Origin of the sequence: Paraburkholderia acidicola (assembly GCF_002362315.1) — a bacterium.
Lineage (GTDB): Bacteria > Pseudomonadota > Gammaproteobacteria > Burkholderiales > Burkholderiaceae > Paraburkholderia > Paraburkholderia acidicola.
On the sequence record NZ_MTZV01000004.1, the window covers coordinates 584,908 to 600,271 of the forward strand.

Annotated in this window: 13 protein-coding genes; 1 reads left to right on the forward strand and 12 read right to left on the reverse strand. The window is 63.0% G+C overall.

Translation table 11 applies throughout. The annotated features are described in order from the left end of the window. Positions 1-22: 22 nt before the first annotated feature. Entirely contained in the window at positions 23-2,728 is a 2,706-nt protein-coding gene (gene mdeB / locus BWP39_RS12835; protein WP_096720674.1) for an alpha-ketoglutarate dehydrogenase, read from the reverse strand. Between the two features lie 162 nt (positions 2,729-2,890). Between mdeB and BWP39_RS12840 the strand changes: the two genes are divergently transcribed. Continuing rightward, positions 2,891-3,415 (forward strand): Lrp/AsnC family transcriptional regulator, encoded by a 525-nt coding sequence (locus BWP39_RS12840; RefSeq protein ID WP_091010349.1) that lies wholly within the window; start codon positions 2,891-2,893, stop codon positions 3,413-3,415. 22 nt (positions 3,416-3,437) lie between these two features. Here the strand turns inward: BWP39_RS12840 and BWP39_RS12845 are convergent, their stop codons facing one another. From BWP39_RS12845 to BWP39_RS12895, 11 genes are all read right to left on the reverse strand, one after another. Then, a complete protein-coding gene (locus BWP39_RS12845) occupies positions 3,438-4,703 on the reverse strand; it encodes an MFS transporter (RefSeq protein WP_096720676.1) in 1,266 nt (421 codons plus the stop codon). A 130-nt stretch (positions 4,704-4,833) separates the two neighbouring features. Continuing rightward, positions 4,834-6,210, reverse strand: a complete 1,377-nt coding sequence (locus BWP39_RS12850; RefSeq protein WP_096720678.1) for an MFS transporter — start codon at positions 6,208-6,210, stop codon at positions 4,834-4,836. A gap of 77 nt (positions 6,211-6,287) precedes the next feature. Continuing rightward, the gene (locus tag BWP39_RS12855) at positions 6,288-7,538 is read right to left on the reverse strand and encodes a metal-dependent hydrolase family protein (RefSeq protein WP_096720680.1); all 1,251 of its coding nucleotides are present in this window, start codon (positions 7,536-7,538) and stop codon (positions 6,288-6,290) included. Positions 7,539-7,717: 179 nt separating this feature from the next. After that, a complete protein-coding gene (locus BWP39_RS12860; protein ID WP_096720682.1) occupies positions 7,718-8,179 on the reverse strand; it encodes a DUF2846 domain-containing protein in 462 nt (153 codons plus the stop codon). A 437-nt stretch (positions 8,180-8,616) separates the two neighbouring features. Further along, positions 8,617-8,889, reverse strand: coding sequence for a YjhX family toxin (locus BWP39_RS32630; RefSeq protein ID WP_096720684.1), 273 nt, complete (start codon positions 8,887-8,889; stop codon positions 8,617-8,619). A gap of 231 nt (positions 8,890-9,120) precedes the next feature. Continuing rightward, positions 9,121-9,819, reverse strand: a complete 699-nt coding sequence (locus BWP39_RS12870) for an HAD family hydrolase (RefSeq protein WP_096720686.1) — start codon at positions 9,817-9,819, stop codon at positions 9,121-9,123. A 74-nt stretch (positions 9,820-9,893) separates the two neighbouring features. Next, positions 9,894-10,289, reverse strand: coding sequence for a cytidine deaminase (locus BWP39_RS12875; RefSeq protein ID WP_091010340.1), 396 nt, complete (start codon positions 10,287-10,289; stop codon positions 9,894-9,896). A 19-nt stretch (positions 10,290-10,308) separates the two neighbouring features. Then, entirely contained in the window at positions 10,309-11,550 is a 1,242-nt protein-coding gene (locus BWP39_RS12880) for a phosphopentomutase (protein WP_096720688.1), read from the reverse strand. Positions 11,551-11,566: 16 nt separating this feature from the next. After that, entirely contained in the window at positions 11,567-12,886 is a 1,320-nt protein-coding gene (gene deoA, locus BWP39_RS12885) for a thymidine phosphorylase (RefSeq protein WP_096720691.1), read from the reverse strand. A gap of 34 nt (positions 12,887-12,920) precedes the next feature. Further along, the gene (locus BWP39_RS12890; protein ID WP_096720693.1) at positions 12,921-14,195 is read right to left on the reverse strand and encodes a NupC/NupG family nucleoside CNT transporter; all 1,275 of its coding nucleotides are present in this window, start codon (positions 14,193-14,195) and stop codon (positions 12,921-12,923) included. A gap of 452 nt (positions 14,196-14,647) precedes the next feature. Beyond that, positions 14,648-15,355 carry a DJ-1/PfpI family protein gene (locus tag BWP39_RS12895; RefSeq protein WP_096720695.1) on the reverse strand — a complete coding sequence of 236 codons (708 nt, stop codon included), beginning with the start codon at positions 15,353-15,355 and terminating at the stop codon, positions 14,648-14,650. Positions 15,356-15,364: the final 9 nt, after the last annotated feature.

Sequence of the window (15,364 nt, forward strand, 5' to 3'; positions counted from 1 at the left end):
CGAGACGACGCGCAACACGCAATCAACGCTCCCAAGGCGGCGCCTCAACCGGCGCCGCCGCCCGATACCGTCGCAACGCATCGTCAGCCACCTGCCCATCGATCACACCATCGTCTGCTAGCGCCCGCAACGCCGCGATCACAATCGCGTACCGGTCGACCTCGAAGAAAGCGCGCAACGCCGCACGCGTATCGCTACGACCAAACCCATCGGTGCCGAGCGTCACATAGCGATGCGGCACGTACGCGCGAATCAGTTCGGGCAACGCCCGCACATAGTCGGTTGCAGCGATCACCGGACCTGCGGCACCTGCCAGCGCAGCCGTCACGTACGGCACATGTCCGCGTTCGCCAAGGCGCACCTGTCGCTCAACGGTGATACCGTCACGCTGCAACTCGGTGAAACTCGTCACGCTCCACACCGCGGCATCGATGGCCCAGTCGTCCTTGAGAATCTGCTGCGCGGCAATCGCTTCGCCGAGAATCGCCCCCGCGCCAAGCAGTTGCACCTGCGCGTGCCCGGACGACGCAAGCGGATAAAGCCCCTTCAGAATCCCTTCGCGCAGCACGGAAAGATCGCCGTCCGGCGCCGACGGCTGCGCATAGTTCTCGTTGGTAACCGTCACGTAATAGAACACATCGCGCTGGCGCTCGACCATCTCGTGCATCCCTTCATCGACGATCGCCGCCAGCTCATACGCAAACGCGGGATCGTACGCACGGCAGTTCGGAATCGTCGACGCGCTCAGATGGCTCGTCCCGTCCTGATGCTGCAAGCCCTCGCCGCCAAGCGTCGTCTTGCCCGAGGTCGCGCCGATCAGAAAGCCGCGCGCCCGCTGGTCCGCGGCGGCCCAGATGATGTCGCCGATCCGCTGGAAGCCGAACATCGAGTAGTAGACGTAGAACGGCAGCATCGGCAGATCGTGCACGCTGTACGCGGTCGCGGCAGCAATCCACGACGACATCGCGCCCGCTTCCGAAATGCCCTCTTCGAGAATCTGCCCACGCGTATCTTCGCGGTAGTACAGCATCGAGCCAAGATCTTCGGGCTCGTACAACTGGCCAAGCGGCGAGTAGATACCGACCTGGCGAAACATGTTCGCCATGCCGAAAGTACGCGCCTCGTCGGCCACGATCGGCACCACACGCTGGCCTAGTTCGCCGTCTTTCAGCAGTGCGGTCAGCATGCGCACGAGCGCCATCGTCGTAGACATCTCGCGGCCGTTTGCCTCCAGCGAAAATTGCCCCCAGGACGGCAGCGAAGGAACGGTCAATCCCTTCGACGCCACTCTCCGCCTTCTGGGCAGATAGCCTCCCAGGGCAGCCCGGCGCGCGTGCAGGTATTGCATCTCCGGGCTGTCTTCCGCTGGCTTGTAAAACTTCACCTGTTCGACGTCGTCGTCCGAGAGCGGCAACCGGAAGCGGTCGCGAAACGCCTTCAGATCGTCGAAGTCGAGTTTCTTCTGTTGATGCGTCGTCATGCGCCCCTGCCCCGACGTGCCCATGCCGAAGCCCTTCATCGTCTTCGCGAGCACGACCGTCGGTTGGCCGCGGTGCGCGAGCGCCTGCGCATACGCTGCGTGCAGCTTGCGCACGTCGTGACCGCCGCGGCGCAGCCGGTCGATGTCGTCGTCGCCGAGCGATGCGGCGAGCGCCGCGAGTTCGGGGTTCTGGCCGAAGAAGCGCTCGCGGTTGTACGCGCCGTCGTTGGCCGAGAAGGTCTGGAACTGTCCGTCGACGGTATGCGCGAACGCGCGCAACAACGCGCCGCTGCGATCACGCTCGAACAGATCGTCCCAGTCCGAACCCCACACCACTTTGATCACGTTCCAGCCTGCGCCGGCGAACTGCGCTTCGAGTTCGTCGATGATGCGGCCGTTGCTGCGCACCGGACCGTCGAGCCGCTGCAGATTACAGTTGATCACGAACACGAGATTGTCGAGTTGCTCGCGCGCCGCGAGCGACAGCGCAGCCATCGACTCGGGCTCATCCATCTCGCCGTCGCCGAAAAAGCCCCACACGGTGCGGCCTTCGGTGTGTGCGAGCCCGCGGTTCTGCAAATAGCGCATGAAGCGCGCCTGGTAGATCGAGTTGATCGGACCGATGCCCATCGAGCCAGTCGGAAACTGCCAGAAATCCGGCATCAACCACGGATGCGGATACGAACACAGCCCCGGCCCCGCAATCTCGCGCCGGTAATGCCGCAGATGCTCTTCACTCAAGAAACCTTCGAGGTACGCACGCGCATACACACCCGGCGACGAATGCGGCTGGAAGTAGACGAGATCGCCGTCCGCGCCATCAGCGGCCGACGCGCGGAAGAAATGATTGAAGCCCACCTCGAACAGATCCGCCGCCGACGCGTAGCTCGCGATATGTCCACCGAGTTCGCCGTACGCGCGGTTCGCGCGCACCACCATCGCGAGTGCGTTCCAGCGTAGCGCTGCCGCGAGCCGTGCTTCGAGTTCGAGGTCGCCTGGATAACGCGGCTGCTGCGCGGCGGGAATCGTGTTCGCGTACGGCGTTGCGCGCGAGCGCACCGGGCGCACGCCGAGCGACTGCGCATGGGCGGCCAGACGCTCGAACAGATACTGCGCGCGCTCCCGGCCGACATGCGCGATCACGCCGTCGAGCGCGCCGAGCCATTCGGCGGTTTCCGCGGGATCGCTATCGTCTTCGGCACCGGCAAGACGCCGGATCGGGTCGCTGCCGCTGGATAAATCGGTCATCGTCGTATTCCGCAAAGGGCGTATTCAAGCCATCTCGAGCTATCGAGTATTCGAAATATGCTACCCGTCCATCTGCAGAATATGCGTCTCATCTGCTTGTCAGAATGGCGTTCAATAGTGTATTTATTCCGGTTATCCGCCCATCAACAGAATATTTAGACTATGAACTCCCCTCGTCGGCTGGATCGCATCGATATTGGCATCCTGAGCCAGTTGCAGCAGAACGCCCGCATCACCAACGCCGAACTGGCGCGCGCGGTGAACCTGTCGCCCACGCCGTGCTTCAACCGCGTACGGGCGCTCGAAAAGCTCGGGCTCTTCAAACAGCAGGTCACGCTGTTGAACCCGGAGCCGCTCGGGCTGCGCATCAACGTGTTCATTCAGGTCAGTCTGGAGAAGCAGGTGGAGGACGCACTGCGGCGCTTCGAACAGGCGATCGGCGAGCGCCCCGAAGTGATGGAGTGTTATCTGATGACGGGCGATGCCGATTACCTGCTGCGCGTCGTCGTGCCCGATATGCCGACGCTCGAGCGCTTTATCCTCGATCAGTTGACGAAGATTCCTGGCGTGTCGAATATCCGCTCGAGTTTTGCGCTCAAGCAGGTGCGCTATAAGACTGCGCTGCCGCTGCCGGCGTCGGGGCTCACGTTGATCGATCCGGACGACGTGGCGACCGACTGGCGTTGAACGCGCGATGCTGTTTTAGTGGTTAGTGATTGTCCGTAGCGGCTCGCGCAAGCGCGCGGCCGCGCTGCACCGTGCGGTTGTACAACGCGCCTCCCGCCATCAGCACGCAGGTGCCGAGAAACACCGCACGCATGCCGAGATGACCGCCGACAAATCCGCCCAGTAGCGGCCCCACCACCTGCCCCGCGTACTGCGATGAAGTCGAATAGCCGAGCAGCGTGCCCGCCACGCGATCGGGCACGTTGTGCCGGATCACGCTCGCGATGCAGGGCAGCAGTCCGCCCAATGCGAGTCCCATCAGAAAGCGCAGCACGATCAGTTGCCACGCCGCGGTGACATACGCCTGCGGAATCAGCAGCAAGGCCGCGACCGCAAGGCACCCGACAATCACGTTCCAGTGGCCCACACGGTCCGCCAGCTTCCCGAGCCGCGACGCGGACAAAATGCTGCCGAGCGCCGCGCCCGACATCACGAAACCGGCCACCATCGTGACGTGCTGCACGTCGACGAGTTGCGCGACGTAGACCGTGATGATCGGTTCGATCGACATGTTCGCGACCATCAGCAGCAAGCCAGTGACGAGCATCGCGACCGCTGGGCGGCGATCGTCGACGGAAGCCCATGCGCCCTGCTGACGCTGCTTCGAAGAGCCGGCTGAACGCGGCGGACGCGGCGCCTCGCGAATCAGGAACGCCGTTGCGAGAAACGCGACAAAGATCGCGGCGCCCGCGGCGAAGAAGGTTTGCCGGATGCCGATCAACGGCGGCAGCATTCCGCCGATCAACGGACCAACCAGGTTGCCGGCCATGATGCCCGACGCGAGCACGCCGAGCGCCCAACCGGTACGGCCTTTCGGCGTCTGCGTCGCGACCAGCACTGTCGAACCCGACGCATAGCCGCCCAGCAACCCCGCGAGCAGCCGCAGCGCGGCCAGTTGCCAGACGTTGTGCGCCATGCCGATCAGCGACATTGCGACGGCCATGCCGAGGCTCGAGCGAATCAGCATCAGCTTGCGGCCGTAGAGATCGGCGAGGCGGCCCCACAGTGGCGCAACCAGCGCCGCGCTGAAGAACGTCGCGCCGAACGCGATACCGGACCACTGGACGATCGCCGCGTGATCGGTCACGCCAAGATGCTCGACGTACAGCGGCAGAAACGGCAACAGCAAGGTCATCGCGACGATCGTCGTGAACGAACCGAACACGCAGACGATCAGGTTGCGCTGCCAGTGCGGCGCGCCGCCATCGTCGTCGGGTGCCTGCGCAATGCTGCGGGGAGAGGGAGTCATCGTGAGGCCCTTGCATGATGCGGGCACGCGGTGCAGGCCCGGTCCCCGATCATATAGGCGTTACGCAGGTGCAACCAGTTCACGCGCGATTCCGGTATCGGGACTACCCGGCAAAGGCGCTACGGTTCTATCAGCGATGCAGTTGCTGCGCGGCAATATCCTCAAGCGAGCGGCCGCGCGTCGGCACGCCCATCAGCACCACGGCCAGCGCGCCGACCAGCAGCACCGTCGTCGTCGCACCGAACACGCCCGCGAAACCGAACACCGGGTACAGATAGCCGACGAGGATCGGCGCCGCAATCGCACCGAGCCGCCCGATCGACGAAGCCAGTCCCGAACCGGTTGCGCGCACATCGGTCGGAAACACTTCCGGTGTGTACGCATAGACGCCTGCATAGGTACCGTTCATGAAGAACGACAGCAACACACCTGAGGCCATGATGCCCGCATCGCTGCGCGTGAGCGCGAGACCGAGCGCCGACACGCCGCCCAGCACCATGTAACTCGCGATGGTCGCCTGCCGGCCGATCTTCTCGTTGAGCCATGCGCCGGAAAAATAACCGGGAATCTGCGCGAGATACATCACGAGCGAATAGGAAAAGCTGCGCGTAATCGTCATACCGCTTTGCACGAGCAAACCGGGAATCCACGTGAAAAACGCGTAGTAGCTGAAGGTGATCGATAGCCACATCAGCCAGGTCATTGCGGTGATGCGCGCGAGCGAGCGCGACCACAGCGCCTTCACGTTCGCGACGACCGATGCGCGTTCGGCTGCGATCGGTACAGCGCCATCGGTTGTGGCGTCGGGTGGCAATGGGTCGAGATGGATGCCATCGGCGAGCATTTCAGCTTCCGCGGCGGCGATGATCGCTTCGGCTTCGGCGTGTCGTCCGCGTGCCTCGAGCCAGCGCGGCGATTCGGGCAGCGCACGGCGCCACCACAGCAGCATCACGATCGGCAGCGCGGTGATCACCATCACGACACGCCACGCTTCGGGGCCAAGCGGAATCACGAAATAGCCGAGCAGCGCGGCAGCGACGAAGCCGAACGAAAAGAACCCCGCGAGGCTCCCGGTAAACGCACCGCGATAACGCCGCGCGACGAACTCCGACAGGAACGGTGCGACGATCGCGCTCTCCGCGCCGGTGCCGAGCCCCGCGACGATGCGCGTCGCGAGGAAGAACGGCCAGTCGTGCGCAGTCGCGCTGGCAAGCGACGCGACGCAGTAAATGACCAGCGCCCACATCATCACGCGACGTCGCCCGATCAGATCGCCGAGCATCCCGGCCAGCATCGCGCCGACAAAGTAGCCGATAAACGTGCCACTACCGAGTACACCGGTCTGCACGCTGGTCAGGTGCCATTGCTGACGCAACACGGGCAGCAGGAACGCGAGCACCGCTGCATCCATCGCGTCGAAGGTGTAGCCGAGGCCACCCATCAACAGCAACCGGCGATGAAAGCGCGCGAACGGCATGCGCTCGATACGGGCAGAAATCGAAGTCATGGCGGCCGCTCCCGGCAATCGACGGATCGTTGCAGGCACACTGCGCTCACACGTGCCCGCGCAGTGTGCCCCCGTCTTCAGCCGTGCTGCAACTCGTCAAAATGAATGTGACCGCCTTTCATCACGAACGGGATGTGTTCGCCTTGCCCGAGCAGACAGTCGATCGACTTGAGCGGATTGCCGTCCACGACCAGAACATCAGCGAACGCGCCCGGCACGAGTTGTCCGAGCTTGCCGGTCATGCCGAGCACTTCGGCGCCGACCAGCGTCGCGCTCGCGATCACCTCGCCAGGCGTCAGCACCTGGGTACGCAGACGGAACTCGTCGCTCTGCAGACGCTGCGATTCGCCGAGCAGATCGGTACCGAAACCCATTTTCACGCCGGCTCGTTTGAGTATTTCGAGTGAGCGCAAACCCGCTGCGTGTACGTCTGCGACCTTCGCGATGCTCGCCTCGGGCAGACCGTACTTCTCGCCTTCGCTGGCGAGCGCATCATAGGTGACGAGCGTCGGCACGACGAACGCATCGTGTGCCGCGACGACGCGTGCGGTCGCATCGTCGATCAGATTGCCGTGCTCGATGGTGCGCACACCGCAGCGCACGGCGCGGGCGATCGCATCGGCGGTGTACGCATGCGCGAGCACATAGGTATGGCGCGCCTGCGCTTCGCCGACGATCGCGCGGATCTCGTCTTCCGAATAACCCCACGCGCCCACCGGATCGGTCGGCGACGCAACGCCGCCGGACGCCATGATCTTGATCTGGTCGGCACCCATCTGCAGTTCTTCGCGCACGGCGCGACGCACTTCATCGACGCCGTCTGCCACGCGCCCGAGTGCGCCGACCCGCACGCAGCAGCCGCACGGTGCATCGGGCGCGATGAAGTCGCTGCGTGCGCGCGGGTCGCCGTGACCGCCGGTCTGACTGAGCGCTCGGCCGGAGACGAACATGCGCGGCCCCTCCGCGAGCCCGGTTTCGACAGCCTGTTTGAACGGATAACCCGCTCCGCCCGCATCGCGCACCGTCGTGAAACCGCGGCGCAGCATCGCGCGCATCAGCGGCACGGCGCGTAGCGTGACCAGCACGTTGGGCAGCGTCGCGACACGCGGCAGATTGAATTCGACGGCGACGACATGCACGTGCAGATCGATCAGGCCCGGCATGATCGTCTTTCCTTTCAGATCGACGACACGGGCACGGCTACTCGTAATCGGCCGGTCCGATACTTCGCGAATCAGGCCGTCTTCGACCAGCACATCGTGGCCGGGTAACAGTTCGGGTTGGGTGGGATCGAGCAAGGCGCCGTTGCGGAACAACACGGGATCCATCGTGAGCCTCCGGGAAAGAGGGGCGCGTGGTGTGCGCCGCTATTTCGCATCGTACACACACTGGTGAAATCGACGGCCTCATAAACGACAAACCCGGCGCCGGGCCGGGTTTGCTCAGTATGTCGCTTCGGTAGATGCGTTTCCTTGTCAGATTACGCGTACCTCAGCCTTCCGCGATATCACTGGGCGGCTTGTGTCGCCGTAGTACCGCCGGTGTACTTCAATCCTTCGATTTCCTTCGTCGCGTTCTCTGGCGTCTCCAGCGACGGCGCCACGTGCCCAACGAGGATTCCCATCGATATCGACGTGCGGACATATTTCGTTTCACCCGTATTCAGGGCAAACGACAGTGTCTTCTCCGTTTCAGTTTCCGTCGAGACAGTGTACTGACCCGCAGGTTCATCGATATAGAAGAACCCGCCTGGTTTCGATTCGCCGACAACCGCGCCGTTAAGCTTGATATCAGGCTGAATTCCTGCGCCTAACACTGAACTTGAACGGAAGAAATAAATGCGCCCGTGATCGGCTCCCAGTGTCGGAATCGAAGATGCCATTTCTTTATACTGCGGTCCCGAAGCGCAGCCGGTAGCTATCAGGGCAGCGCCACTTACGAGTAACAACGTGCGGTACAACTTGATCATTAAACGTCTCCAGGAGTGAAAAATGTGGGGCTCTCCGGTCAGGTAAGTATTCAGTTTGGCACACCATTGCATGACATGCCGTCGTCATCCGCTTGCCCTGATCGGCTTTATTGCTACTGGTCTTTTCGGCAATTTTTTATCGAACTGAAGCGACTCGTCGCAAATATTTTATTGCTGCATCCGACGATCGCAAATCTATTCGATGTCACCGTAGAGAGCAATAACTTCGAGATCTCTTTTGTCACATCTTCGCCCTGCCATTGTTCGATTTGTATATGCGCAAACATGCGGCGTGCGTGCGATTTCAGGTTCAAGCAATTTCAAAGCATCAACTGGATCATTCAGACTGAGCAATATCGCAACAGGTTATCGCTCACCGCAGACCGCGTGAAGCGCGGGCCCATCCCCTCACGAACAGGCCGCGCGCGATCCATCGATCACCGGCTACGCGCCGGCGCCCGGTTGTCCAGCTGCGGACGCACCGCTTCCCGCCCAAGCCGCGTGATCTGATACGGCCGACCATCGAGGCTTGCAATCAGGCCACGGCGTTTGAGTTTCCGGAAAACCGAAAGCGTGCAATCGCTGAGCCGTAGCCCGTATCGATTGAAGCAATCTACGTCGATGATTTGATTTTCGATGCGCTGAAGGCGAATTTCGCCACCCTGCGCGAGTACGTGCAGAACACGTTGTTCCTGCCTGGAGATGTTCATGTTGGAGCATAGGTTGTAACCGCGAACGCAAATAGCGCTGCCCGCTGTGTGCGGGCACGCTGCCAGGGTTCGGCTAACGCAGCTTCGTTGAAACGAAGCGGTTAGCAGGCGGCTACAAGCTCCAACATAGTTTCCTCGGACAATCCGCGATTGAAGTGCGGAAGGGTGAGATGAAGGCGGAATGCTACCTTCGGTTTGTCGTGTGGTCAAACGTGCGCTGTGGTGCGCAGTTCACGCAGCGCGCGAAGAGTCGGACCAGCCCGCAAGCAGCGCGTGCAGCTGCGTCATATCCTCGAACACCGCGATGGCACCCGCTGCGCGCAGCGCTTCGGGACTCTGCTGCCCGATCACCTTGGGGCTGTAACCGAACACCGTCGCGCCGGCAGCAACGCCTGCTGTTACGCCCGTCGCCGTGTCTTCCACCACCGCGCAGCGGGCCGGATCGACACCGAGTGCAACGGCTGCTGCCAGATAGACATCGGGGTAAGGTTTGCTGCGCGGCATATCGTGGCCGCTAAACACGTGGCCATCGAAGCACTCAAGTATGCCGACCTTCGCCAGTTGCATATCGACCTTGGGCTTGTCGGCACCCGATGCCACTGCGATCCGTCCACCCAGCGTCCGATGCAACGCGCGCACCGCATCGGGTGCGCCGCGAATCTCGACCAGGTCGCGCACGAGTGCTTCGTTACGGCGCGCACGAAACTGTGCGAGCCACTCGGACGTGACGGCAAAACCGGTGTGTGCTTCGATTTGTGCCGCTTCGTCTCGCACCGTCTTGCCGACGAAAATGCGCATCGTCTCTTCGATGCTGATCGGCCAGCCCAGTTCGTTGAGCATTTCGGCGATCACGCGGTTGGTGATCGGCTCCGAATCGACGAGCACGCCGTCGCAGTCGAAGATGACGGCATCAAAAGGGAAATCGGACATCGAACGGTAGCGAAGAGTGAGCGAAGCGCACAAGCATACCGCAGCGCCGCTCACGCTGCGTTCCACACCTCCGTTCACTTCAGATAGAACGCTCCAGGCAGCAACGCGTCCGCGCTAGTCACTTCGACGGCACCGGTCAGATTGCTCAGCACGACAGTAAGCGCCGGCGTACCCAGTTCGATCATCACCTGACGACATGCGCCACACGGCGCGATGGGATCATCCGTGGCGCCGATCACGGCGATCGCATCGAACTGTCCAGGTTTGTATCCCTCGGCCACCGCTGCGAAAAACGCGGTGCGCTCCGCACAATTGCACAGTCCGTACGACGCATTCTCGACGTTGCAGCCGTGAAAGATCCTGCCGTCTTTCGCACGCAGCGCAGCGCCGACGTGGAAATTCGAATACGGCGCATAGGCGCGCGTACGTGCCTTGCGGGCTTCTTCGATCAGTTGTTCGTGGGTGGTCATAGTGACTCCGGTATTCGGTTCATTGCGGCGCGGAAGGAGCACGTGTAGCGCTGAGGAACGACACACCGTCCGCGAACGGCGTAAGCCCGAACCAGTCAGCAAGGCTCTGCCCGACATCCGCAAAACTCTCGCGCACGCCGATGCTACCTGGCGTCACGCGCTTGCCGTACACGAGCACCGGTACGTGTTCGCGCGTGTGATCGGTACCTGGCCAGGTCGGATCGCAGCCGTGGTCCGCACTCAGGATCACCACGTCGTCGTCCGCGAGCAGCTCATAGAGTTCCGGCAGCCGCGTGTCGAAATATTCGAGCGCCACCGCATAGCCGGGCGTGTTGCGGCGGTGCCCAAAGTTCTGGTCGAAGTCGACGAAGTTCGTCATCACGATGCTGAAGTCGGGTGTCTCGCGCACGGCATCGAAAGTCGCCTGCCACAGCCCGTCAAGTCCGTGCGCCTTGATCTTGCGCGTGATGCCGACATGCGCGTAGATGTCGGCGATCTTGCCGATCGATACCACCTCGCCGCCCGCTGTGGCGAGTTTCTCCAGCACAGTTGCTGCGGGCGGCGGTACCGCCAGATCGCGGCGATTCGGCGTGCGTGTGAAGCCGTGCTGCGCATCGCCGGTAAATGGCCGTGCGATCACGCGGCAGATGTTGTAGCGGTCCACTTCTTCGCGAGCGATATCGCACAGGTCGTACAGACGCTGCAGGCCGAATGTCTCTTCGTGGCACGCAATCTGGAACACGGAATCTGCGGAGGTGTAGAAGATCGGCTTACCGCTCGCGCGATGTTCGTCGCCGAGCGCGTCGAGTATCGTCGTGCCCGACGCGTGACAGTTGCCAAGGTAGCCGGGCAATCCTGCACGCCGCACGAGCGCATCGAGCAGTTCGGGCGGGAAGGTATCGGTGGGTTGCTCGAAGTAACCCCAGTCGAAGCGCACGGGCACGCCCGCCAGCTCCCAGTGCCCGGACGGCGTGTCCTTGCCCGACGACAGTTCGCGCGCCGCACCGTATGCGCCGATCAACGTCGGCGTAGCGGTAAAACCCGGTGCCAGCGCACCGGTCGCAAGCTGATTGGCGAGTCCGATACCGAGCTGTTCGAGATGCGGAATCCGCAGCGGTCCGCTGCGCCCTACCTCCGCTTCGCCGCGCGCACAACTCGCAGCGATGTGGCCCAGCGTATCGGCGCCTACATCACCGAAACGCACGGCATCCGGCGCAGCACCGACGCCCAGCGAATCGAGGATCAAAATGATTGCACGCATGACGACGTCCGTTGAACTAGTCGATCACATCGTACAGCGACGGCGGGACGTTCGCATCGGCGTCCGCGATGGTGCAGGCGGCGAGGATCTCGCTTGCTGCGCGTTGCGCGGCTGCCGTGTCGCGGGCGTGGACAAGTGCAAGTGGTTGCCCCGCGGCGACGCGCTCGCCCAGTTCAACGATATCGGTGAGCCCCACCTGGTAGTCGATCGTGTCTTCGGGACGGCGCCTGCCGCCGCCAAGACCCACCACCGCGAGACCCATTGCACGGCAATCGATCTGCGCAACCACGCCCGCACGCGGCGCAGCCACCGGCAACACGACCGGCGCATGACCGAGCTGACGATCGTACGTCTCGAGCAGATCGGCGGGACCGCCGAGCGCCGTCACCATCTGCGCGAAACGCTCGGCTGCCGCGCCGGAATCGAGCGCGGCGACGAGCTTGTCGCGGCCTTGCGCGACATCGCTGGCGAGACCGCCCAGCACCAGCATCTGCGCGGCGAGCGCAAGCGTCACCTCGTGCACGCGTGTCGGCCGCGTGCGACCGGTCAGGTAGTCGATCGAAAAACGCACTTCGAGCGCATTGCCCGCGCACGGCGCGAGTGGCTGGTTCATGTCGGTCAGCACAGCCGTCGTCTTCATGCCCGCGCCGTTGCCGACTGCGACGATGCTGCGCGCCAGCTCCACCGATTTCTCATAGCTCGGCATGAACGCACCCGAGCCGACCTTGACGTCCATCACGAGTGCATCGAGCCCGGCCGCGAGCTTCTTCGAGAGAATCGACGCGGTGATCATCGCAACCGATTCAACCGTAGCCGTGACGTCGCGGATCGAATAAATGCGTTTGTCGGCGGGTGCAAGCTGCGCAGTCTGGCCGATGATCGCCACGCCCACGTCGCGCACCACGCGACGAAATGCGTCGGTGTCGGGCGTCACGTCGTAGCCGGGAATCGAGGCGAGCTTGTCGAGCGTGCCGCCCGTGTGACCAAGACCGCGGCCCGAGATCATCGGCACATAGCCGCCGCACGCGGCCACCATCGGTCCGAGCAACAGCGACGTCAGATCGCCGACACCACCGGTGGAATGTTTGTCGAGCACCGGTCCCGGCAGGTCGAGATCGCGCCAGCCGAGTACCTGGCCCGAGTCGCGTTGCGCGAGCGTCATCGCCACGCGCTCGGCAATGCTCATGTCGTTGAAAAAGACCGCCATCGCAAACGCCGCGACCTGGCCTTCGCTAACGCTACCGTCCGTCACACCGCGCACAAAGGCCGCTATTTCGGCTTCATTCAGCGGCTGGCGGTCGCGTTTCTTGCGAATAATTTCCTGAGTCAGAAACATGTTGATTCACTTGCTCGAATGGGTTGAATACTGTTCAGTGTAACGACAGGAACGTGCCGGCGATGGCCGCGCTCATCAGATTCGACAGCGTACTCGCGGCGACGACGCGCAGGCCATAGCGTGCGACTTCCCCGCGACGCTCGGGCGCGACCGCGCTGAAACCACCGGCAAGAATTGCGATCGATGAAAAATTGGAGAACCCGCACAGCGCGAACGTGACGATCGCGATCGTCTTCGGGTCGAGCACTTTGAGGCCCGCTGCGGCCACGTCGTGTGCGCTCTTCAGGTACGGCGACAGATCGACGTAGGCGACGAATTCGTTGAGGATCAGCTTTTCGCCGATGAAGTTACCGGCCAGCGGCGCATCGTGCCACGGCACACCGAGTATCCACGCGAGCGGCGAAAACACGTAGCCGAGAATCAGCTGCATCGTGAGATCGGGGTAACCGAAGAGCCCTGCGATTGCGCCGACAATCATGTTGAGCAGCGCGATCAGGCCAATGAACGCGATCAGCATCCCGCCGACATTCAGTGCGATGCGCAGGCCGACAGCCGTACCGGATGCCACGGCTTCGATGACGTTGGCCGAACGCCGTTCGTCGAAGCTCAGTTTTTCGGGGATCGGTTGCGGTGCCTCGGTGGTCGGAAAGATGATCTTCGCGAACAACAGACCGCCCGGCACCGCCATGAACGAGGCGGCGAGCAGATAGTCGAGCCGCACACCGAGCCCGACGTAGCCCGCCAGCACCGAGCCGGCCACCGATGCCATCCCGCTCGTCATCACCGTGAACAGTTCGGCGCCGGTCATCTGCTTCGCGAACGGTTTGACGAAGGCAGGCATTTCGCTCTGCCCGAGAAAGATCGTCGCCACCGCGGAACACGCTTCGATGCGACTTACACCCAGCAGTTTTTCGAACAACCCGCCAAAGCCGTTGATGATCAGCTTCATCACGCCGATGTGATACAGCACGGCGATCAGCGCGGTGACGTAGATGATCATCGGCAGCACGCGCAGGGCGAACACGAAGCCGTTGTCGCCGAATACCTTGAACATCTGGTCGCCGACCAGACCGCCGAACATGAACGTCACGCCGCGATCGCCCATCTCGAGCACACGGTTCACACCGTGCGCAGCGCCCGCGAGCGCCTCGCTACCGAGCGGCACGAATAGCACGAATGCGCCGATCGCCACCTGCACCGCGAAGGCCGCGATCAAGGTGCGCGGGCGAATGGCTCGCCGGTTGGCCGACAGCGCATACGCGATCAGCAACAGAAACGCCATGCCAGACAGGCTGCGGACGATATTCACGTTGGGCTCACAGGGATAGTTAGGTTGACTGGCCGGACGACGCGACCGGTGCAGGGGGAATGTCGTTGTGCTGTGTGCCACCTGGACAAAGCAGCCGATTCCGGTTTTTCTGATAGTTACATAACAAAAAATGTTTCGAAATTCTCATCACGATTCGATGCGGTCACAATGCGGGTTTCCACCGAGCGGGCGCTGGGCAAACCGGGGCTGGCGCGATCGTGGAGGAAAGTGTGGCAACGCGCAAATCAATGCGCATTGCATTGCAAGTGCCCTACAGACTGGGGGGAATATCAGCGGGGTTCAGATCGGACCGCCGGGGTTCGGCGCGGCCGTGCGCGTCGGCTGGGGGACAGCCGACGTGTTACGAAGCTAACGGACCCAGGCGGGTCCGGATGGAATGACGGCTTTCGATGTTAACTTCGTCGCGAGCGGTGGAGTAAATTGCGCCGCGCTCAGCGGTCGAAGGCGGCGAGCTGTGCAACGGCCTGATCCACTGCGGCCGAACGCGTCGCACGACGCTGTGCCGACGCGGCCAGCAAACGCTCGACGACTTCCGGCGGCGCGACATCAGGCGAACCGGCGTTAAACGGCGGCGCCGGATCGTACTCGATCTGCAACTGGATCTGCTGCGCGACATCGTCGCCGGCCAGCTCCGCCGCGACGCGCAGCGCCATGTCGATGCCGGCCGTCACGCCGCCCGACGTGAACAGATTGCCGTCGACGGTAAGACGTTCGGTGCTCACGGTCGCGCCGAACTTCGCGAGTTGCTCGCGCGCCTGCCAGTGCGTGCCCGCCCGCCGTCCGCGCAACACGCCGGCCGCCCCCAGCAACAACGAACCGGTGCAGATACCGAACACGTAGTCGGCACGCTGGGCCTTATCGCGGACGAACGCAACGGTTTCGCGATCGAGCATCGCGACGTCCACGCCCGGACCGCCGGGTACCACCAGCAGGTCGTAGTGCGCCGCTTCAGCGAAGGTGACATCGGGTTGAATCACCAGACCGCTGTCGCTGCGCACCAGCGCACGCGACGCCGCAACGAGTTCAGCCCGCCAGCCCGGCATGCGCGTCAGCACTTCTTGCGGCCCGGTCATGTCGAGTTGCGTTACGTTGGGAAACACCAGAAAGCCGGCGGTGCGGACGGGGCTCGTTTGCGACATCGCGTTTCT

What these genes read in the sequence shown, in the direction of transcription:
- mdeB (WP_096720674.1), bottom strand. Translation starts at nt 2,728, where the DNA reads ATGACCGATTTATCCAGCGGCAGCGACCCGATCCGGCGTCTTGCCGGT.
- BWP39_RS12840 (WP_091010349.1), top strand. Translation starts at nt 2,891, where the DNA reads ATGAACTCCCCTCGTCGGCTGGATCGCATCGATATTGGCATCCTGAGC.
- BWP39_RS12845 (WP_096720676.1), bottom strand. Translation starts at nt 4,703, where the DNA reads ATGACTCCCTCTCCCCGCAGCATTGCGCAGGCACCCGACGACGATGGC.
- BWP39_RS12850 (WP_096720678.1), bottom strand. Translation starts at nt 6,210, where the DNA reads ATGACTTCGATTTCTGCCCGTATCGAGCGCATGCCGTTCGCGCGCTTT.
- BWP39_RS12855 (WP_096720680.1), bottom strand. Translation starts at nt 7,538, where the DNA reads ATGGATCCCGTGTTGTTCCGCAACGGCGCCTTGCTCGATCCCACCCAA.
- BWP39_RS12860 (WP_096720682.1), bottom strand. Translation starts at nt 8,179, where the DNA reads ATGATCAAGTTGTACCGCACGTTGTTACTCGTAAGTGGCGCTGCCCTG.
- BWP39_RS32630 (WP_096720684.1), bottom strand. Translation starts at nt 8,889, where the DNA reads ATGAACATCTCCAGGCAGGAACAACGTGTTCTGCACGTACTCGCGCAG.
- BWP39_RS12870 (WP_096720686.1), bottom strand. Translation starts at nt 9,819, where the DNA reads ATGTCCGATTTCCCTTTTGATGCCGTCATCTTCGACTGCGACGGCGTG.
- BWP39_RS12875 (WP_091010340.1), bottom strand. Translation starts at nt 10,289, where the DNA reads ATGACCACCCACGAACAACTGATCGAAGAAGCCCGCAAGGCACGTACG.
- BWP39_RS12880 (WP_096720688.1), bottom strand. Translation starts at nt 11,550, where the DNA reads ATGCGTGCAATCATTTTGATCCTCGATTCGCTGGGCGTCGGTGCTGCG.
- deoA (WP_096720691.1), bottom strand. Translation starts at nt 12,886, where the DNA reads ATGTTTCTGACTCAGGAAATTATTCGCAAGAAACGCGACCGCCAGCCG.
- BWP39_RS12895 (WP_096720695.1), bottom strand. Translation starts at nt 15,355, where the DNA reads ATGTCGCAAACGAGCCCCGTCCGCACCGCCGGCTTTCTGGTGTTTCCC.